A 21,151-nucleotide genomic window follows, 5' to 3' on the forward strand; every position below is an offset into this window, starting at 1 on the left:
GTGACATATGATTGGAATAAAGAAATGACTATTATTTATCTTAATTCTTGCAATTATTCAAAGTATAAATAGTGAAAAGCTATTGCCATTATTTTATAATAAAATAGAGTATTTGTATTTATGCAAGTTCTATATTAAATGTATAAAACAAATTTTATTCTGAAGAGTCCTTAAGAACAAAAGGTGGGATGGTATGGAAAATGAGTATTTAAATATTATTAATGCAATAGTATTTGCATGTTCTATAAATGTTACTCTTATGCTTGGAATTTTGTTAGTAGATAACATAGGGTCAAATCATATTAAAAAACTAAATTATATTGTTCTATCAATTGGATTTTGCTTTTATTTATTTTTTGATAACAGTAATTATGTAATTTTAATCTATATATTATTTTTTTTAGTTTCAAAAATAACACTAAATATCACATATTCTCACACATTACTAGGAGTATTATTATCAATCATTTGTAAATATGTGATTGAAATCATTATTAATCAGATTTTCTTATGCTTTTCAATATATATAAGTAACCTGTATGTTAATTTGGTAATTATAATATTTTATCTTCTAATTAATCTTATTCTATACTATAAAAAGATATCGTTATTTCCAAAAGATTGGTTATTATATTCTAATATAGAAAAAAAGAAAACTAAAAAAGATTACGTAAATATATTTAAAAAATTTTTTGTGCTTACTATAATGATGCTTTGGATATTTTATATAAAAAGTATTATGCCTACATTATCTTTGGCACAACAAAATTATGTAACATTATTTTTAATTGCTTTTTGTATTATATTCATTGTTTTTATAAGAATATCAGCCTTTTATGATATGAAAATCGTAGAAGCTTTAATTGATAAAGAATATCAAAAGGAACTGCTTGCTTTAACAGATATAATTCGATCTCAACGCCATGATTTTAATTTTCATTTACAAGCTGTTTCAAGACTGCTTAAAAATGAAAAATATCAAGAATGTAGTAAATATATAGATGTAATGGTAAAAGAGGTACAGTCATTTAATGAAATTTTATCTTTACAGGATCCTGCTATAGGAGCATTGCTTAATGCATTTAGAGAGATAGCAGCAAGAAAGGGAATACAACTTCAGATTGTTATATATTATAATTTAGAAAAACTTCGGTGTACAGTTTATGAAACAAATAAAATTTTAGGAAACTTGATACAAAACGCTATAGATGAAGTTGAACAGCATTTAGATGATTCAACCTGGATTGAGGTTATGATCTTAAAACGGAGTGGAAATAGTGTTTTTAGGGTATCAAATAAGATAAATGAAAACAATAAAGCACTTAAGGATATTTTTAACTCAGGGTATTCTACAAAAAAATCTCATGAGGGTATTGGACTAAGCACAATAAAGAAAATTTTAGAAAAGTATAATGGTATTATTTATACTGAAATTGAAGATGATATTATTCATTTTATTGTTCAAATTCCTAACGGCTTATAATTTTCTCAATAGGAGATGGTGTATATGCAATTAAAAGTTCTATTAGTTGATGACGAAGATATATGTTTAGAAGATTTAAAATCAACATTAGCTACATTTAAATATATTAATGTTATTGGCGAGGCTAGAAGTGGTTCAGATACTGTAAAATTTTTGCAAAAGTATGAAAAAGAAGTTGATTTAATTTTTCTAGATATAGAAATAAAAGATATAAATGGATTTGAACTTGCAAAACATATTCAGTCAGCATATTCATATGTAAAGATAATTTTTCTAACTGGACATGTAGGTTTCGCCTTGAAAGGCTATGAATTTCAACCAGTTGATTTTCTTACAAAACCAATAAATATAATTAGATTGGAACAGTCATTATTAAGGGTAAAAAGTTTAAAAACAAGTGAAAAGGTAAATACAGAAATAAAGATAGGAATTCATGTTGAAGGTGGTTTTGAAATTATTACTGTAAATGATATATTGTATATAGAAAAGAGAGGCAGGAAAGTTTGTATAATTTGTAAGGATGGTTTGGTTTTTAATTCTAGTGACTCTGTTCAAAAACTAGAAAGTATTTTTCAAAATTACGGATTTTTTCGCTCACATCAATCTTTTATAATTCCTACTAACAAGATTAAAAGAATAAGCTCAGATAAATTTTCAAGAGTATATGGTGTTAAACTTGAGGATGTTGAAGAAAATATTCCGTTAAGTAGAGAAAAATATAATGAGCTAAAGGAATTATTAAAGAATGAGGAAATGGAATTTTATTTATAGTTAAGAAATAGGCAGCAACAAAAGTAAATTTATACTTTTATTGCTGCAGTATTTGCATAAGTTTCAATCTAATAAACCTTATCTACATTGTATCCTTGCTCGGTTAAGGCTTTAACTATCTGCACTATATGCTCGTGTCCATTAGTTTCAACTGTTACTTCTAAAAAAGCATATTTCAATCTATGAATAGACTTAAATTGATCGTGATCTATTTTTATTACGTTGGCGCCACTTTTTGATAGTATTTCAGATATTCTAAGAAGTTGACCAGGTGAATCTTGTAGTTTAACGGAAAAGCAAAATATTCTACCTCTTGAAAGTAGACCATGATTTAAAAGTGCAGCCATTGTTACTATATCTATATTTCCTCCGCTAACTACTGAAACTATTTTTTTATCCTTAAAGTTTAGCTGCCTCAAGGCAGCTAGTGACATTACACCTGTTGCTTCTGCTACAAGCTTATGTCTTTCTAGTATAATAAAAACAGCTTCGATAAGATTCTTATCACTTACTGTGACAATTTCATCTACGTATTTTTTTATTATATAAAAAGTGATATCTCCTGGTTTTTTTACTGCTGCTCCATCCGCAATAGTATCAATATGGTCTGCATAGGTTAAACTACCACTATCAAATGAAAGTTTCATTGGGTTTGCTCCCTCAGCTTGAACACCTATTATTTTAATATTAGGATTAATAGCTTTAGTTGCTACTGACATACCGCCTATTAACCAGCCGCCGCCTATTGGAACTAATATAGCATCAACATCATTTAGTTCTTCAAGAATCTCAAGAGATATAGTTCCTTGACCTGCCATAATATCTACATCATTAAATGGATGAATAAAAGTATATCCATTTTCTTTTTCAAGCTGTTTAGCTTCTTCGTAGGCCTCATCGTATACCTTTCCAGCTAAAATAACGTCAGCTCCATAGTTTTTAGTAGCTTGTACTTTTATAAGAGGTGTAGTTTGTGGCATGACAATTGTAGCATTAGTTCCAATCTTATTTGCTGCATAAGCGACACCTTGAGCATGATTACCAGCTGAAGATGCAATTAAGCCTTTTCTTTTCTTCTCATTACTTAGTTTGCCGATTTTATTTACAGCACCTCTGATCTTAAATGACCCTGTAAGCTGAAGGTTCTCGGGCTTAATATATACCTCATTGCCGCTTTCTCTACTAAACTCGGAACTATACATTAATTTAGTATCTGTGCATATATCCTTTATTCTACCCCTAGCTTTTAGTATATCATCTAAAATTAATCTTCTTATGACTTGAGTTGATTTTAAGTACTCATTCATAGTTTTTATGCCCCTTTATTTAAAATATAACTTTAACGCTATTTTTTTACTGACTTTAGAAATAAAAGAATCTTTCATCCTTATAAACATAATTTTAGTTAGCCTAAAAGGACGAAAGATTGAAATACTATTGTAATATCTTAGTTGGAAATAGATAAACTAACTAGTTCTCCACTATTAATTAGTAAACTTTTGTACAATAATTCTTGTAATTTGGGTTTCTACCTTTTGTTATACTACTATAAAATTCTTTAATTTTTCCAGTAATATCGCCATGCTTTCTATCTCCAATTTTTCTTCTGTCAACAGAAATTACAGCTGTAACTTCCATTGCGGTACATGTAAAGAATGCTTCATCCATTGAGTAGATTTCTGCTCTTGATATGCTGATTTCCTCAGTTTCATTCCAAATTCTTTTTTTGCAATTTCAATTACTGTTGCTCTTGTTATGCCTTCAAGTATATTATCTGAAGGTGGAGGTGTTATAAGTTTTCCGTTTTTAACGCAAAACAAGTTTTCACCAGGCCCTTCACAGATATGATCATTATCAGTCAAAAATATTGCTTCATCAAAGCCGTTTTGGACTGCTTCCAGTGATGCAAGTCCTGAATTCATATATGCTGCAGTCGCTTTTGTTCTCGTTGGCAGCATGTTGCTATTTAGTCTTTTCCAAGAAGTTATACATGTATGAAGTTCATCTTTTCCCGTAAATGAGCCTAAAGGCATAGCATATAATAAGAAGCTATTATCATTATCCGAAAGGGAAGGGGCTACATTGATAGAAGATTTATATGCTAAAGGTCTTATATATGCTGTTGTTTTAAACTCATTTTTTCTAAGAACCTCCACCGTTATGTCGCATAAATCCTGAACTGTATATGGTATGTTAATTGAAAGAGTTTTACATGAATCAAGAAGTCTTTTCTGTGCATTCCAAGCTGTACTTTTTTTTCAATTAGTTTACTATTTATTTCTCTAAGTATATACTTAAGATCACCGCTGAGAGTTATCTTTGGAACAACATTTTTTCCAAATTCTAAAGGATCTATATCTATGTGAACTATTTTTGCATTTGGAGCAAATCCATCTCTTTTACATACAACTCTATCACTAAATCTTGTTCTAAGTGCTAATATCAAATCACACTTTGACAATGCATAATTTGCACATTGAGCCCCATGCATTCCAGCCATTCCCATAAAAAGCGGATGATCTCCTGAAAATCCTCCAAGTCCCATAAGAGAACTTGCAACAGGAATTTTCATTTTTTCAGCAAGACCTTTAAGCTCTAGTTCAGCATCTGAATTAATTATACCTCCACCAGATAATATAACTGGTTTTTCGCTAGCTTTTATAAACTTCACAATTTCATTGATTTTCTTTAAATTACAGCTAGTAATAATTGGGACATGCCTTTCAAAACTTATTTTTTCCCTATAATAATCTACATTTGACTGTTGTATGTCTTTTGGAATATCAACAACAACTGGTCCGGGTATTCCCTCTCTGGCTACCTGAAAAGCTTCTCTTATGATATGCGGAAGTCTGTTAGGATCCATTACCTTATATGTTTTTTTTGTAATACTCCTTGCAATTTCTACTATATCTAGTTCCTGAAAACTTGCTTTCCCAAGTTGGGGTCGCGCTACTTGCCCTGTTATTACTACTAGAGGAATTGAATCCATAAAGGCTGTAGCAATACCGGTTACTGTGTTTGAAGCGCCTGGACCGGATGTTACTAATACAACACCGACCTTTCCTTTTGACCTGGCATATCCGTCTGCAGAATGCGTTGCACCTTGTTCATGAACAGCAAGTATGTTTTTTACGTCTTCATTATTATAAAGTTCATCAAAAATGTCTAAAATTGTTCCTCCAGGATAGCCCCAAATTGTATCAATACCCTGCTCTTTAAGGCATTCTATAAGTACTTTAGCACCTTTCATTATCATACATTTTACTCCTTTCCTCTAGCATAAAACTTAAATTCAAAGCTTTGAACAAACAAGTTCTTCAGTTTTAAAAATTTCAACCTTATTGATTTATTATTTCTTTGTCCAAGACATCATTTTTCTTAATTGCTTTCCTACTTTTTCGACAAGATGTTCACTTTCTCTTTTTCTTCTTGCATTAAAACTCGGTCTTCCTATTTGATTTTCAAGCAACCAGTTTTTTGCGAAGGTTCCATCCTGTATCTCTGATAGAACTTTTTTCATTTCTTTTCTTGTTTCTTCTGTTATAAGTCTCCTTCCTACTGAGTAATCCCCATATTCAGCAGTATCACTTATAGAATATCTCATGTAACTTAGGCCGCCTTGATTAATAAGATCTACTATAAGTTTCATTTCATGAACACATTCAAAATATGCACTTTCTGGTGCATAACCAGCTTCTACAAGGGTGTCAAAGCCTGCTTTCATAAGCTCTGTAACTCCACCACATAGAACTGCTTGCTCTCCGAAAAGATCTGTTTCTGTTTCTTCACTAAATGTTATTTCAAGAACTCCAGCTCTTGTTCCACCTATACCCATTGCATAAGCAAGTCCTATATCATGTGCTTTTCCAGTGTAGTCTTGATACACTGCTATAAGGCAAGGAACTCCTTTTCCTTCTTGGTACTGGCTTCTTACTGTATGACTTGGCCCTTTTGGCGCTATCATAAATACATCACAATTTGCTGGTGGAACTATTTGACCATAGTGTATATTGAAGCCATGTGCAAATGCTAGTGCTGCACCTTCTTTAAGATTTGCTGCTATTTCTTCCTTGTAAAGTTTTGCTTGTTTTTCATCAGGAACAAGTAGCATTATAACGTCTGATTCTTTAGCTGCTTCAGCAGCAGTTTTAACAGTGAAACCATTTTTTTCAGCAAGCTCCCAGGACTTACTTCCCTTGTATAGACCAACACAAACATCAACACCACTTTCCTTAAGGTTAAGTGCGTGGGCATGGCCTTGACTTCCATAACCAATTACTGCAACTTTCTTTCCTTTCAAATTTTCAAGGCTTGCATCCTCTGCATAATAAAGTTTTACATTGTTCATAATTCTTTCCTCCATTATTTATATTTTTGTATAAAAAAATGAACTTCCGCCCTGTTGGGGCGAAAGTTCATCGCAATATACCCAAATTACTTTTTTAATTAACGGCTATGCCGACACATCACTCAAAGTTTATGTGCAACCTTGAGAAACATCAGCATTGACTCTATTTTACAATCAATAATTGACTGCAATTAAATATAAGCAAAGTATTGATCCCGAAGTTTTTAACGTTTTTCTGTTTTGAAATCTGAAGCTGTTAATGCACACTAGGCTAATAACAGCAATAATAATGATGCTAATAGTAATGACGACTGGAATCAGGTTAATTATATTTTCAATTTCCATAGGAATTAATAAGCTTAATATGTGTATCATGGTAAAATACATCCTAAAATTTGTATTATTATTTGAAAATCTATGAATTACTTAAATTAACTTTGTGATTACTAATTATTTTTTTCAATGTGTAGTGCTAATTTGGTCATTTTAGATGCTTATTTTGTACATGTATTAGTAAAAAGGTGAATTTACAACACTAATCTTATCTTTTTTTATGTTGACAAGGCAAAAACATGTATAGTATATTTACAATTAAAATTCTTTGAGATTGAAATTAGGGAGTGAAATATATGAGAAGTCATGAAATAACACAAGGATTTACTCGAGCACCACACAGATCTCTTTTCTATGCAATGGGTTATTTACCCGAGGATCTTGAAAAGCCATTAATTGGTGTTGTAAATGCAGCAAATGAGATAATTCCAGGACATTTTCACCTTGATAGTTTAGCTAAAACAGCGAAGGATGGAATTATTGCAGTTGGAGGAACACCTGCAGAATTCACATCTATAGGTGTATGTGATGGTATAACCATGAATCACAGTGGTATGAAATACCCACTGTCAACTAGGGAGCTTATTGCTGACTCAATCGAAGCAGTAGTTGAAGCTTATAAATTTGATGGAATACTTATGATTGGCTCTTGTGACAAAGTAGTTCCAGGCATGCTTATGGCTGCAGCAAGACTTAACATACCTGCAGTTTTTATTGGTGGCGGACCAATGCTTACAGGTACTGTATTTGGAAAACCTTATGATCTTGTAAGTGTTGCATTTGAAGGTGTTGGAGCCTTTGCAAGTGGAAAAATTACAGAAGAAGAGCTTGATGAAATAGAAAACAATTGCTGCCCAACATGTGGAAGCTGTGCAGGGCTTTTTACAGCAAATACTATGAACAGCTTAGCAGAAGCACTTGGTATGGCGCTACCTGGCAACGGAACAATTCCAGCACCTTACGGTAGAAGACTTCAACTTGCAAAGAAAAGTGGTATGAGCATTGTGGAAATGGTGAAAAAAGATATAAAAGCAAGGGACATCTTAACTTATGAGGCATTTAAAAATGCAATAACGCTTGATATGGCAATTGGAGGAAGTAGTAATACTGTACTTCATCTTCTTGCAATTGCAAGAGAAGCTGATGTGACATTGGGGTTAGAAGACTTTGATGAAATCAGTAAACACACACCTAACTTTGTAAAGCTTTTACCTTCTGGAACTCATTCAATGCTTGATTTAGAGAATGCTGGCGGAATATCTGCAGTAATAAACTCTCTTATTAAGCAAAAACTCTTTAACGGAAATATTATAACAGTTTCAGGAAAAACTCAGGCTGAAAATTGTTATAATGCAATAATCAAAAACCCTGAAGTTATTAGAACTATGGATAATGCTTATAATTCTGAAGGAGGCATTGCAATACTTAAAGGAAACCTTGCTCCACTTGGCGCTGTAGTAAAATCAGCTGGGGTAAAACCAGAAATGATGATACATAGAGGACCAGCAAGAGTATATAACTCTGAAGAAGAAGCTTTTAATGCAATAATGAAGGGTATAATAAATCCAAGAGATGTTATTGTTATTAGATACGAAGGACCAAAGGGATGTCCTGGTATGAGAGAAATGTTAAGTCCAACGGCAGCACTCATTGGAATGGGACTTGAAAAGTCAGTTGCATTAATAACTGATGGTAGATTCTCAGGTGGTACATAAGGTCCATGCATAGGGCATATTGTTCCAGAAGCTAGTGATGGGGGTCCGATTGCTGCTATAGAGGAAAGTGATATTATATCAATAGATATTCCTAAACGTAGAATAGTTTTAGAACTTGAGGATGATGTAATAAAATCAAGACTTACTCTTCTTAAAAAGCCTGAATCCAAAGCTAAACCAGGAACATATCTTTATAGATACAGCAAGCTAGTATCCTCTGCAAGTGATGGGGCTGTTCTTCGTTCTGATTTTTAAGTTTATTTATAGAGTGTGTAATTTTTTATGTAGATAGTTTTCTATATAAACATTTTTAGGCATGAAGGTATATGGAACTTTCATGCCTTTATGGCAATACAAGTTTCTAAATATTTCTACACCCACAGGTATTTTGGTATTATTCTGGTATTTTTGACGTCAATTTGGCATTAAAAAAACATATCAATTCGTAATGTTATATTTCGATTGCCTAATATTTGTATTTCTAGAAATTATGAAATAATAGAAATGAGTAAAAAAATGTACAAGATAAGCAGTATTAATATCAGAATAGACAAAAAACATTGAAAAAAGCAGAGGATAATTATAAAGTTAAGTTAGTAAAAAAATAATGGAATTTTCAGATATTAAGTTAGAACAATTCTATAGAAAGGAAAGTAAATTTTCGATATTGTGAAGAAAAAATTAAAGAGTATTTTGAAACTAAATTTAACTGTGAACTAGTAAATTAATTATGGGAGGAGTAATAGAAATGGCTATAAGAGAAGCTAATGTTAGTAATTATGACGATATGATAAAGGAGGGATTTGTAATCGTTGATTTGTATGGGGAAAATTGTAATCCATGTAAAATGCTTTCAAAAGTTATAGAGGAATTAAATTATGAACTTGATTTTATAAATATTGTAAAGGTAAACATTACACAAAACCAATATATTGCAGTAAAAAATGATGTTTCTGCAGTACCGACTATACTGTTTATGAAAGATGGTAGGGTTTTGGAAAGAAATCTGGGATTTATGAACTTGGAACAAGTAAAAGAGAAAATAGGAAAATATCTTTATTATTAAATGATATTGCTAAAACAATCTAAAGTTAAAAATTAGAATAAGTAGTTCAATTAAGGTTACAATTGGACGAACTAGTAAAATGTTAAGAAAATGAAATAAACATACAAAGGTGCGGACAAAGATGAGATAATCAATGTTCAACTAATAACATTTTTATCTTAGTTTAAATTAAGGAGGGAAAAGTTTGGAAACTGAAATAGGTATTAATAAGGCAATAAAAAAAAGTCCTAAAAAAAATGTGAATAAGGGAATTTGGAAAACATTTTTTAGTCTTTGCTTAAAAGCAAATCTCCCTATTCTCGGAATTGTTATTTTTGTTGCAGTTAGTATGGTTTCTTCAAAGATATATTTACTTGTTCCAAGTAAAACAGGAGAGCTTTTTGCAGGTAATGTAAGTGTTCAATTGGTAATTATAATTATTGTGTCCAATATTCTTACCAGTACTCTTGGACAAATAGCTGGTTTTGTAGAACAGGTAGTTAATGCTAAAATAGACCGTAATTTTAGAAATGTTTTATGGAAAAAGACATTACAGCTTCCTATGAGTTTTTTTGACAAGATTCCAGCAAATAGTATGATAAGCCGTATAACATCAGATACTGAAAATCTCAGAACCTTTATTGTGAAAGTAGTAATCTCGGAACTTGTAGGCTTGTATCCAATGTATATTATCCTTAAGCAGATATCCCTATATAATAAAGCACTTGCATATATTTTACTTGGACTTATACCAGTAGTGGTTACACTATCCATAGTACTGGGGCGCATTACCTTAAAGATACAGATAAGAGTCCGTGATGAAATATCCAACTTAACTCGTTTTTTAAGTGAATTGATTACGTATGTTCCTGTTATAAAATCATTTAACAAAGAGAACTATGAGAGTCAAAGAGGAAATGATGCTATAGAAGGGTTGTACAAGGCAAATAAATTGGAATTATACTTAACCCTTGCTCAACATCCTATTAACACCATAGTGGAACTCGGAAAGCAATTAACTTTAATACTTGTTGGTATACAATTTATTAACAAAGGAGTACTTAATATCGCAACTTGGTATGCTTTTTATGCGTTTGCTACAACAATTCTTAACCATGTAAGTTCAAAACAGGGAGTATGGCAGCAGATTAAGGCCACTCAAGGGTCTTTACTCAGAGTAGCTAAGGTGCTGGAAGAGCCTGAAGAGGGCTTCCTGACATATAAGACAGAGGTAATTGAAACAGGGGATATTGTATTTGAAAATGTGACATTTGCTTATGAAGATAATTCTATATTGGAGAATGTATCCTTTATAATACCTTATAATAAGACTACGGCAATAGTAGGTCCAAGCGGTGTAGGAAAGAGTACTGCACTTAAGCTTATTGAAAGGTTTTATGCACCCTCTAAAGGCAGAATTACAAGAGGTGGAGTTGATATTCAAGAATTCAATTTAAAAAATTGGCGAAGCCAGGTTTCTTATGTTACTCAGGATATCCCTATGATGTCAGGGACTATTAGGGAAAATATACTTTATGGTGTCAAAAAAGAGGTAACAGATGAAGAGTTGAAACAAGCTGCAGAGGTTGCTAATGCGTATGAATTTATAATGAAGCAGTCAGAGGGCTATGATACTCAGGTTGGACAGTTTGGTTCAAGGCTTTCTGGAGGTCAGAAGCAGAGGATTACCATTGCAAGAGCTTTATTATCAAAGCCTTCAATTCTTATACTTGATGAACCCACATCAAACCTTGATGCAGAGGCAACAGCTGAGGTTATGAAAGGTATAAAAAATCTTAAAATAAATCGTACAGCCATAGTGGTTGCTCATGATGAGAAGGCTATCCTTGATGCGGATCACATTGTAGTATTTAACTTGGATGGAAGTATTTCGTCAGGTACACATATGGAATTGCTTGCAACTAATAGCTTTTATAGGAGCATGATGGGAGGCGAAATATCAGCATGAGAAAAATAGAAAAGGCAAATAAGAATACTAAAAAGGCTGAAACTTCATGGAAAACATTTTTGAAGTTCTATACAAAAATAAATATGCCATGGCATCTTCTTATAGCCACAGCAATTTTGGGCTTCGGAATGACAAAGATTAACCTCATGATTGTACCCTACACAGCTGCTATAAATAAAGGAGATATAGCAAAGGCGAGTTTCCTTAAGGGATTCCTATTTTGGACTATATCAATTGCCTTGGTTAGATTGACCTACGAACTTATTTGGGGATTTTGCAGAATTATTACTAATAGAAATGTTAGAAAAATAGTATGGGCAAAACTTTTGAGGATGCCAATGGCTGAGTATGACAAAGAAGATCCTCAGAGATTTGTTTCCCGTATAACCTCTGATGCAGAAAAGGCCATATCAGCACCTGCAAGTGTTATATCATTCTTTGCGTCAAGTTATGGACTCATTATTGCATATACAGAGATGAACAAAATATATTCTGATTTAGCAAAGTTGATGCTGTTTGTAATTCCTATAGCCTTAATTATCATTACTATAATAGGAAAATTCTCCTATAAGCTTAATTTAGTAGTTCAAAGTGCTTTATCATTAATAACAAGTTATTTTGGAGAAAGATTATCCAATGTTTATTATATTAAATCAACAAGTATGGAAAATGAAGAATATGGAGCTGGAATTAAGGCTAGTCAGGAAAAATATAAGGCCGATTTAGTAAGTGCTGTGCTTAGTTCACTGCAGGTTCCTATTGGGTATATTACTCAATATGCCATTATGATAATTGTTTTTGCGGGAGGAGCCCTTTATGTAAGAAGTGGACAGATGGACATAAGTGGCTTGGTGGATTTCTATTCTTACTCAGGGATACTTCTTCCTTCCTTTTTTGAAATAGTTACACAGTGGATGAATATTAAGGGTTCACATGGTGCTACCGCAAAGATAGCTGCCATTATGGATCTTGAAAATGAAGTTACGGATGGAAAAATCTCTATGAATAGACCTGATGAGGATATAAATTTTAAAGATATTGTATTTTCCTATGATAACGAAAATGAAATTCTTCATGGAATTGATTTTACTATACCAAAGAATAAGAAGACTGTGATAGTAGGTTCAAATGGAAGCGGTAAGACTACCATATTTAAACTTATTGAAAGGTTTTATAAGCCTCAGCAAGGAAGTGTAGGTTTTGGTAATGATAGTATTTTCGACATAAAGCTTGATGAATGGAGAGCTGCAATAGGTTATGTTTCTCAAAACAGCCATCTTATATCAGGAACTATAAGGGATAATATAGCATATGGGACAAACCATGACTATTCTGAGGAAGAAATAATAAGAGCTGCTAAGCTTGCCAACGCTTATGATTTTATAATGGAGCTTGAGGACGGCTTTGATACCTATGTCAGCCAAGTTAATTCCAAGATGTCAGGGGGAGAAAAGCAGAGAATTGCCATTGCCAGAGTAATAATGAAGGATCCAGATTACCTGCTATTGGATGAAACTACAAGCAGCCTTGACATAATATGTCGCCAAGATGTAATTAAGGCTCTAAGAAACCTTATGGAGGGCCGAACTACCATAATGATAAGTCATGATATGGCTTTAGTGAAGGATGCAGATCATATTGTAGTTGTAAAAGATGGTTTAGTTGAAACTGAAGGAAGTTACGAGGAAGCTCTTGCAGTAAGCCCAAGCTTCCAAAGGTTTACATCGCTTCAGAAAGCAAGATAATACTTCTTCCACTCAACTGTTTTTCGCAAAACAGTTGAGTAGAAATACAAATTTTTATAGTTAAAAAGAAAAAAATTATAACAGGAGATATTTATATGAAAAAATTAAAATCAGTAGTAATAGAGGAATTTGATTTCAGGGAAGCTGATGTATCAAGAGAAGATTTTACTTACGAAATTGACAAAGAGTTTATTGAAAAGGAAATCCTTCGTATAAGGAAAAAGAACAAAGTGCTTCATGAGGTGGAGGAAGTAAAAAAAGGAGATATTGTAGTTTGTTCTTTAAAAAGTATAAATCCTAAATTTAACAAGGAAAATGTAAGTATAAGTGCAGGTCTAGGACTTTTTAAAAGGGAAATAGAGATTGCCCTTATAAACATGAAAAAATGTGAAAGCAAAACTATTGATATAGATAATGAAAGTGTCAGTATTGGTATAATAAATGTGAAAAGAAGTATGATGCCTGAGTTGACGGATGAGATGGTTCAGAAAGAGGGAATAGATGATGTAACTAACATGAAATCTTTAATGGAATATCTTGAAAAACTTTATAAAAATGAAAAAAATAAAGCTATTGATAATAAATCTTATAGTCTAGTAGAGAATGTTATAAAGCAGGTTATTGATAAGAGTAAGTTTGATATTAATGAAGAGGACATACAATATTTAAGTGAACTTGAAACTCATAAAGCAAGAGTGCTTTGTGAACTTGAAGGCTTGACCCTTGAAAAAATGACACCTGAGGATTTTAATGGAAAGATACCTGTGAAAAGCTATGATGAGTTCTTAAAGATGGTAGATGGTTTATCAAAGGAACAACTTCCTGTGCTTCTTCTTGGACTTAAAAATGCAGAAAAGGATGGTTATAAAGTATCACAGGAGAATTATGATAAAGACACAGAGGACTTTAGTAAAATGTATCATTTAAAACCAGAAGATGCTTATAGGGCAATGCCTTTTGAGTATTATGAAACAGGTCAGTATACAGGCTATTACAGAAATATAATAAGAGAATACTATAGGGAAAGATATCAGGAGGTATAATTATGGGAACTCAGTTAGCAACACCTGAAAATTATGAAGATCTTATCAAAGAAGGTTTTGTTATTGTAGATTTTTTTTCTGAAACTTGTGTGCCTTGCAAGGCGTTTGCAGAGATCTTAGTTGAAATAGAATATGAGCTCCCTTTTGTAAATATTGTGAAGGTGAATACTACAAAATATCCTGAATTAGCAAAGAAAAATAAAATATTTGGTGTGCCAACTGTATTTTTTATGAGTAATGGAAAAATGCTTGAAAGACATACAGGTGTTTTGTCGGAGGAAGAAGTAAAGGGGAAAATAGGAGAATTTTTATATTAATAAAAGAAGTTAACAGACTGTATTTATAGGCTTGATTTGTGCTATTTGGACAATCTATTACTAATTGATTTATATAATAATAGATTGTCGTTTTAAGCACAGAACATTGCTTATTATAAATCAAAGTTTAAAGAAGAGGTGTTTTATGAAAGAATTACTTAAGTTAGAAGCTTATAAAATACATGAAAAGCAGAAAATAGAAGAGTTGAAGGCAGAAGCCTATTTAATTGAGCATATAAAAACAGGAGCCAGAATAGTTGTTATTTCCTGTGCTGATGAAAATAAAGTGTTTTCCATAGGATTTAGAACTCCACCAGAAAACAGCAAGGGTATTCCACATATTTTGGAGCACTCTGTGCTATGCGGTTCTAAGAAATATCCTGCTAAAAGTAACTTTGTTGAACTTAATAAAGGCTCTATGAATACCTTTTTAAATGCAATGACGTTTCCGGATAAGACAATTTATCCTATTGCAAGCTGCAATGATAGCGATTTTATAAATTTGATGAGTGTATATACAGATGCTGTCTTTAGAACAAATATTTATGAAAGCAAAGAAATATTTCTTCAAGAGGGATGGAACTATCAACTAAATTCCCGCGACTCTGATTTAATGCATAACGGAGTAGTATATAACGAGATGAAAGGTGTTTTTTCATCTCCAGATTCAGCACTTTATCGAGAAAGTCTGAAGTCTTTACTACCCAATACACCTTATTCTCATGTTTCAGGTGGAGATCCGGATTTTATTACAGATTTAAGCTATGAAGAGGTTTTGGACTTTCATAGTAGATATTACCACCCTTCAAATAGCTATATTTATCTATATGGAGATATGGATGCTTCTGAAAGACTCAAATGGCTTGATGAAAACTACTTAAGCAAATATGAAAAGGCAAGCATAGACTCAGAAATACCTATACAGGCTCCTTTTAATGCTATGTCTGAATCTACTCTTTATTATCCTATTGGAGATGATGAGTTTGAAAAAGATAATACTTATCTTTCCTACAATGTAGTAATAGGAGGCGCAAAAGATAATGAGCTTGCCATCGCTTTTGATATATTAAATTACTCTATTTTAGGTGCTAACGGTGCGGAACTTAAACAAGCTATATTGGATAAAGGAATCGCTAAGTCGGTTGAGGGAAATTATGGATCTTCCATACAACAGCCTATATTTAGCATTATAGCTAGAAACAGTAACCAAGAAAGTAAGGTATGCTTTTTAAATACAATAAGAGAGACTCTTAAGAAAATTGTAAAAAATGGAATTAATAGAGATACTCTTAATGCTGCTATAAATATGTTTGAGTTCCAATATAAAGAAGCAGATTTCGGAAGAATGCCAAAAGGGCTTGCATATGCATATCAAGTATATAATAGCTGGTTGTATGATGACAAACATCCTTTTGAGTATCTCAAATTCAATAAAGTATTTGTAAATCTTAAGAAAAAGGTTTATGAAGGTTATTTTGAGAGCTTGATTGAAAAATATATCCTAAACAATCCTCACAGTTCTTTTGTTCAGATTATTCCGCAAAAGGGACTTATGGCAAAAAAAGAAAAAGAACTAAAAGAAAAGCTTGGTTTATACAAAAAAAGCCTTTCAGAAAAAGAAATAGAACAGCTTATAGATAACACCAAAAAGCTAAAAGAATATCAGAATTCATCTTCAAAAAGAGAAGATATTGAAGCCATACCTATGATTTCTGTAGAGGATATAAACCCTAAGGCACAGCCTCTGTACCAAAACATTTGCAAATTAGAAGGAATGACTATAGTACATCATGATATTTTTACAAATGGAATAGGATATCTAAAATTGTCCTTTGATATTAAAAATATTCCTTCAGTGCTTATACCTTATATGGGAATACTAAGACAGGTTTTAGGGGCTGTTGATACTGAAAAACATAACTATTTACAGCTTTCTAATATTATAAATATGAATACTGGGGGAATCAGTGCATATCTTAAGTTTTATTCCAATTCCAAAGAGAAGGATGGCTTTAGAGCTGCATTTGAAATAAATGCTAAAGTTTTGTATGAAAAGCTTGGTTTTGCCTTTGAAATGATATCTGAGATAATTGGTACTTCCAAAATGGACAATAGCAAAAGGCTTTATGAGATTATTTCTGATATAAAGTCTCAACTTCAATCTTGGCTTCAAAACTCCAGTCATATGGCAGCTGTGCTGAGAAGTCTTTCATATAATTCTGCTAGTTCTTATTATGAGGAGATGGTAAGCGGAATTTACTTCTATCACTTTATAGAAGATATTGAAAAGAACTTTGAAAATAAAAAGGAGCTTATTGCTAAAAATCTGAAAGAGCTTATGAAATATATATTTAGACAAGAGAATATGACTATAAGCTATACCTCTGAAACAGAAGGTTATAAGGATTTGGAAGAACAGGCAATTAGCTTTAAAACAAAACTTTACACTGATGAAATAAAAGAAGAGACTTTTAAATTTATACCTGCAAAACTTAATGAGGGGTTTAAAACAGCATCGTCTGTACAATATGTAGCTCAATCGGGAAATCATAAAAATGAATTTTTATATACAGGCGCTCTAAAGGTTCTAAAGGTTCTTTTAAGCTACGATTATTTGTGGCTGAACATTAGAGAAAAAGGCGGTGCATATGGCTGCATGATGAATTTTTCACAAAATGGAAATGCTTATATTGTTTCCTACAGAGATTCAAATCTCTCTAAGACATATGAAGCATATAATTATATTCCTGAATTTTTGAAAAATCTAAGTATTGATGAAAAGGATATTATACGCTATATAATAGGAGCTGTAAAAGAGATGGACATGCCTATGACTCCTTATTTAAAGGGGACTCATTCTTTTAGTTGTTATATGTCGGGAATTACAGAGAAGGATATTCAAAAGGAAAGAGATGAAGTGCTTGGAACTACAAAAGAGGAGCTCATATCACTCTCTCCTCTTATAGAAGCTGTTTTAAAACAGGGAAATATATGCACAGTAGGAAATGAAGAAAAAGTAGAATGTGAAAAGCAAGTTTTTAACACAGTAAGGTATCTTTTCTCATAGAAAAAGTGATTAAGGTTGTGCAGAATGGCTTGAAAAATTTCATAAGAGGGAAATGTTCAATTGTGATTACTCCTATATGAAAACAATTATAATTGCTTATCAATTAATCTTATAAATAGGGGGAAGGTACAAGCAATAGGTAAGAAAAATTCAAAATTTATAAATAATATTTGGAGGTTTTATAATGAAAAAAATATTAAGCACAATTATTGTTATTACAATGCTTATTTCCATGGTGGGATGTGCAACTAAACCGTCCACAAATACTAAACCAGCTGAAACACAAGGTCAACTGAAGCAAGAAAATAAATTTGATTTTGATAAATTTCAAAAGGCTTTAGAAGAAGATGGGTTTAAGGTTGAAAAGGGTTTACCAATTGAGAATCTGGTAGGGGCAGTTAACGGGTATTTTTATAAAATTAATGATGTGGCGATTGAAGTATATAAATTTGATTTAAACAGTAAGAATCCACTAACAGTAGAAAATATAAAAATGGCAAAAGAATCAAGTAAAATTAAGCTAGATTTACAGCAAGGTCCTTTAGAAGTACCTGCTGAAATCAATAATAACTTGATAATATCAGCAATAGACATGCATCCTGACAAAGACAAAATTGTAAAAGTACTTAAGGATTTAAAATAATAAAATTGGAAAAATAATGTTATTTTAGAATTTATCCCCTATCAATAATTAAGTAATATGACTAGGCTGTGAGTTCCTACAAACTTAAGGCCTAGTTCTTTAATGTAATAAACTATAGATAAAAGGAGATAAAAATGGAAGATAGATATGATATAGCTATTATAGGAAGTGGTCCGGCAGGCTTATCAGCCGCCATTAATGCTAAAATAAGAAATAAACGAATAATTGTGTTTGGCAATAAGGACTTTAGTAGTAAATTAGTTAAGGCTTCAAAAATTAATAATTATCTAGGGTTTTATGATATAACTGGAGAACAGTTAAAAAATAGTTTTCAAGAACATATTGATAAATTTGAAATAAATATTACTAATGAAAGAATAAACGAAATTTATTCTATGGGTGATTATTTTGCTCTTATGGTAAATGAAAAATGCTATGAAGCTAAATCAATTGTAATTGCAACAGGAATTGAATACACAAAGCCTATAAGTGGAGAAGAAGAGTTTCTTGGAAGAGGTGTAGGATACTGTGCAACTTGTGATGCTCCATTATACAAAGACAGAATAGTTACTGTTATTGGATATAATAAGGAAGCTGAGGAAGAAGCAAATTATGTAAGTGAATTAGCCATTAAATTGTATTATGTACCAATGTATGAAGAAAATTATAATTTGAGAAAGAACATAGAGATTATAAAGGACAAGCCTATTGAAATAGTAGGGGATGATAAAGTTGAGAAGCTCGTATTAAAATCGAAGGAAATATATACAGATGGAGTGTTTGTGCTTAAAGACAGCATATCTCCTGCTCAACTGGTTCCTGGACTTTTAATGGAGGAAGGACATATAAAAGTAGATAGAAGTATGGGAACTAATATTAAAGGTTGTTTTGCGGCAGGTGATTGTATAGGAAAGCCTTATCAATATATGAAGGCAGCTGGAGAAGGTTTGATAGCAGCGTTAAGTGCTGTATCATATATAGACTCTAATAGAACATATTAATATACATTTTATCAAAGTAATGTTAGATACCTAATATAGAGAGAGAAGTGTTTAAAATAAATATTTCTTATCTATATACTATAACAATAGATCGGAGGAATTCTAATGAATTTTAGTAAAGATAAATACTCTGCCTACATAAAAATACTTCAAGAAGAACTTGTGCCAGCTCTTGGTTGTACTGAACCAATAGCTATAGCATATGCCGCTGCTAAAGCTCATGAAGTTTTAGGCAATTTTCCCGATAAATTAATCGTAAAATGTAGCGGTAATATTATAAAGAATGCAAAATCAGTTGTAGTACCAAATACGGGCAGTCTAAAAGGAATTAAGGCGAGTGCTCTTATGGGAATAATTGCTGGAGATTCATCTAAAGGCCTTGAGGTGTTGTCAAAAGTAACTCAGGCTGATGTTGATAAAGTTAATAAATTCTTAGAAACAGAACTATGCAGTATTGAAATGATACCTGATGATGCAAGTCTTCATATTATTGTAAATGCTATGTTCAGAGAAGAATACACTCAGGTAGAAATAATTCATACTCATACTAATATATCAAGAATTGAAAAGAACCATTCTATTATATTTGAAAAGAGTTTTGAAAAGGAAAACTATAATGCACCATTGTCAGACAGAAGTACTTTGAATGTAAAAGATATTTATGAGTTTGCTAATATCGTAAGTGTTGAAGATGTCAAAGATTTATTAACTATGCAAATTAAGTACAATTTAAAAATTGCAGAAGAAGGTCTATCTAAGAAATATGGGGTAAATATAGGGAAAATGCTTTTAGACAATTATGGAGATAATGTTTTAACTAAGATTAGAGCATATGCTGCGGCTGGATCAGATGCAAGAATGAGTGGATGCAGCATGCCTGTAGTTACGAATTCAGGTAGTGGAAATCAAGGTATGACCACATCCTTGCCAGTTGTTATATATGCTAGAGAAAAGAAAATTTCAGATGAAAGAATGTTTCGTGCATTAGTATTATCTAACCTTATTACAATTCATCAAAAAACAGGAATTGGCAGATTATCAGCTTATTGTGGAGCCGTTAGTGCTGCATGTGGAAGTGGCGCTGGAATAACGTATATAGATGGTGGAACTCTAGAGCAAATTGAAAAGACAATAACAAACACTATTGTAAATGTTTCAGGAATAGTATGTGATGGAGCAAAAGAATCCTGTGCTGCCAAAATAGCATCAAGTTTAGATGCCGCCTTGATGGGACATTTTCTTGCCATGAAAGATATTTCTTTTGCAGCTGATTCGGGTATTGTAAAAGAAAACGTTGAAAAAACTATTTCTGCTGTTGGAAGACTCGCACGTAAAGGAATGAAAGATACAGATATTGAGATTTTGAAAATAATGCTCAATCAATAAAAATGATAAACAGGATGAGGGGATCTTATCGAATAGTTCATTTGTTTTATATAACACATGTAGTAAAAAGAGCGAAGAAATAAGAAAAATTATAATATATACAAAAATGAGATCATTGTCATGTAAAGATGCAGAGAATAGTTAAAGCCTTAAAGAGGAGAATTGCAAATTTCAAATGGTTGGGGAGGCTAAGTCCTCTCCATACCCCTTTATAAGACTTGCATATCAAATATAAGATTAAATATTAATAATATAAATTGATTAAAATACTATATTTATTTT

The 21,151-nt window shown here is 32.0% G+C and carries 15 protein-coding genes and 1 pseudogene; 12 read left to right on the top strand and 4 right to left on the bottom strand.

The window, feature by feature from the left end:
• Window positions 1-193: 193 nt before the first annotated feature.
• Complete coding sequence (locus tag B2P65_RS15065) at window positions 194-1,483, top strand: sensor histidine kinase (RefSeq protein ID WP_346880436.1); 1,290 nt, start codon at window positions 194-196, stop codon at window positions 1,481-1,483.
• Between the two features lie 24 nt (window positions 1,484-1,507).
• A complete protein-coding gene (locus B2P65_RS15070; RefSeq protein ID WP_346880437.1) occupies window positions 1,508-2,254 on the top strand; it encodes a LytTR family DNA-binding domain-containing protein in 747 nt (248 codons plus the stop codon).
• 68 nt (window positions 2,255-2,322) lie between these two features.
• On the opposite strand, the gene ilvA is transcribed toward B2P65_RS15070, so the two are convergent.
• The 4 genes from ilvA to ilvC all read right to left on the bottom strand — a co-directional run bounded on the left by ilvA (window position 2,323) and on the right by ilvC (window position 6,605).
• Window positions 2,323-3,561: a threonine ammonia-lyase gene (gene ilvA / locus B2P65_RS15075; protein WP_346880438.1), complete on the bottom strand. Its 1,239-nt coding sequence runs from the start codon at window positions 3,559-3,561 to the stop codon at window positions 2,323-2,325.
• Window positions 3,562-3,873: 312 nt separating this feature from the next.
• On the bottom strand, window positions 3,874-4,452 hold the full coding sequence (locus tag B2P65_RS15080) for an aminotransferase class IV (RefSeq protein WP_346880465.1): 579 nt from the start codon (window positions 4,450-4,452) through the stop codon (window positions 3,874-3,876).
• On the bottom strand, window positions 4,413-5,513 hold the full coding sequence (locus B2P65_RS15085) for a thiamine pyrophosphate-binding protein (RefSeq protein WP_346880439.1): 1,101 nt from the start codon (window positions 5,511-5,513) through the stop codon (window positions 4,413-4,415). The genes B2P65_RS15080 and B2P65_RS15085 overlap by 40 nt, the downstream gene beginning before the upstream one ends.
• A 93-nt stretch (window positions 5,514-5,606) precedes the next feature.
• Window positions 5,607-6,605 (bottom strand): ketol-acid reductoisomerase, encoded by a 999-nt coding sequence (ilvC, locus tag B2P65_RS15090; protein WP_346880440.1) that lies wholly within the window; start codon window positions 6,603-6,605, stop codon window positions 5,607-5,609.
• Between the two features lie 629 nt (window positions 6,606-7,234).
• On the opposite strand from ilvC, the pseudogene ilvD reads away from it, so the two are divergent.
• From ilvD to B2P65_RS15140, 10 genes and pseudogenes are all read left to right on the top strand, one after another.
• A pseudogene (gene ilvD, locus B2P65_RS15095) lies at window positions 7,235-8,908 on the top strand (dihydroxy-acid dehydratase).
• Window positions 8,909-9,401: 493 nt separating this feature from the next.
• Entirely contained in the window at window positions 9,402-9,719 is a 318-nt protein-coding gene (locus tag B2P65_RS15100; protein WP_346880441.1) for a thioredoxin family protein, read from the top strand.
• A gap of 184 nt (window positions 9,720-9,903) precedes the next feature.
• Window positions 9,904-11,667 carry an ABC transporter ATP-binding protein gene (locus B2P65_RS15105; RefSeq protein ID WP_346880442.1) on the top strand — a complete coding sequence of 588 codons (1,764 nt, stop codon included), beginning with the start codon at window positions 9,904-9,906 and terminating at the stop codon, window positions 11,665-11,667.
• Window positions 11,664-13,412 carry an ABC transporter ATP-binding protein gene (locus B2P65_RS15110; protein ID WP_346880443.1) on the top strand — a complete coding sequence of 583 codons (1,749 nt, stop codon included), beginning with the start codon at window positions 11,664-11,666 and terminating at the stop codon, window positions 13,410-13,412. The genes B2P65_RS15105 and B2P65_RS15110 overlap by 4 nt, the downstream gene beginning before the upstream one ends.
• Before the next feature lie 95 nt (window positions 13,413-13,507).
• The gene (locus B2P65_RS15115; protein ID WP_346880444.1) at window positions 13,508-14,455 is read left to right on the top strand and encodes a hypothetical protein; all 948 of its coding nucleotides are present in this window, start codon (window positions 13,508-13,510) and stop codon (window positions 14,453-14,455) included.
• Window positions 14,456-14,457: 2 nt separating this feature from the next.
• Window positions 14,458-14,772, top strand: a complete 315-nt coding sequence (locus B2P65_RS15120) for a thioredoxin family protein (protein ID WP_346880445.1) — start codon at window positions 14,458-14,460, stop codon at window positions 14,770-14,772.
• Window positions 14,773-14,917: 145 nt separating this feature from the next.
• Entirely contained in the window at window positions 14,918-17,839 is a 2,922-nt protein-coding gene (locus B2P65_RS15125; protein ID WP_346880446.1) for an insulinase family protein, read from the top strand.
• Between the two features lie 184 nt (window positions 17,840-18,023).
• Window positions 18,024-18,482 carry a hypothetical protein gene (locus B2P65_RS15130; RefSeq protein WP_346880447.1) on the top strand — a complete coding sequence of 153 codons (459 nt, stop codon included), beginning with the start codon at window positions 18,024-18,026 and terminating at the stop codon, window positions 18,480-18,482.
• Between the two features lie 134 nt (window positions 18,483-18,616).
• A complete protein-coding gene (locus B2P65_RS15135; RefSeq protein WP_346880448.1) occupies window positions 18,617-19,483 on the top strand; it encodes an NAD(P)/FAD-dependent oxidoreductase in 867 nt (288 codons plus the stop codon).
• 105 nt (window positions 19,484-19,588) lie between these two features.
• On the top strand, window positions 19,589-20,869 hold the full coding sequence (locus B2P65_RS15140; RefSeq protein WP_346880449.1) for a serine dehydratase subunit alpha family protein: 1,281 nt from the start codon (window positions 19,589-19,591) through the stop codon (window positions 20,867-20,869).
• Window positions 20,870-21,151: the final 282 nt, after the last annotated feature.

Origin of the sequence: Clostridium sp. UBA3061, assembly GCF_002367465.1 — a bacterium.
In the GTDB taxonomy this organism is placed as follows: domain Bacteria; phylum Bacillota; class Clostridia; order Clostridiales; family Clostridiaceae; genus Clostridium_J; species Clostridium_J sulfidigenes.

Excerpts from the sequence above, each read along its gene's own strand:
- B2P65_RS15065 (WP_346880436.1), top strand. The coding sequence starts at position 194 with ATGGAAAATGAGTATTTAAATATTATTAATGCAATAGTATTTGCATGT.
- B2P65_RS15070 (WP_346880437.1), top strand. The coding sequence starts at position 1,508 with ATGCAATTAAAAGTTCTATTAGTTGATGACGAAGATATATGTTTAGAA.
- ilvA (WP_346880438.1), bottom strand. The coding sequence starts at position 3,561 with ATGAATGAGTACTTAAAATCAACTCAAGTCATAAGAAGATTAATTTTA.
- B2P65_RS15085 (WP_346880439.1), bottom strand. The coding sequence starts at position 5,513 with ATGATAATGAAAGGTGCTAAAGTACTTATAGAATGCCTTAAAGAGCAG.
- ilvC (WP_346880440.1), bottom strand. The coding sequence starts at position 6,605 with ATGAACAATGTAAAACTTTATTATGCAGAGGATGCAAGCCTTGAAAAT.
- B2P65_RS15100 (WP_346880441.1), top strand. The coding sequence starts at position 9,402 with ATGGCTATAAGAGAAGCTAATGTTAGTAATTATGACGATATGATAAAG.
- B2P65_RS15110 (WP_346880443.1), top strand. The coding sequence starts at position 11,664 with ATGAGAAAAATAGAAAAGGCAAATAAGAATACTAAAAAGGCTGAAACT.
- B2P65_RS15115 (WP_346880444.1), top strand. The coding sequence starts at position 13,508 with ATGAAAAAATTAAAATCAGTAGTAATAGAGGAATTTGATTTCAGGGAA.
- B2P65_RS15120 (WP_346880445.1), top strand. The coding sequence starts at position 14,458 with ATGGGAACTCAGTTAGCAACACCTGAAAATTATGAAGATCTTATCAAA.
- B2P65_RS15125 (WP_346880446.1), top strand. The coding sequence starts at position 14,918 with ATGAAAGAATTACTTAAGTTAGAAGCTTATAAAATACATGAAAAGCAG.
- B2P65_RS15130 (WP_346880447.1), top strand. The coding sequence starts at position 18,024 with ATGAAAAAAATATTAAGCACAATTATTGTTATTACAATGCTTATTTCC.
- B2P65_RS15135 (WP_346880448.1), top strand. The coding sequence starts at position 18,617 with ATGGAAGATAGATATGATATAGCTATTATAGGAAGTGGTCCGGCAGGC.
- B2P65_RS15140 (WP_346880449.1), top strand. The coding sequence starts at position 19,589 with ATGAATTTTAGTAAAGATAAATACTCTGCCTACATAAAAATACTTCAA.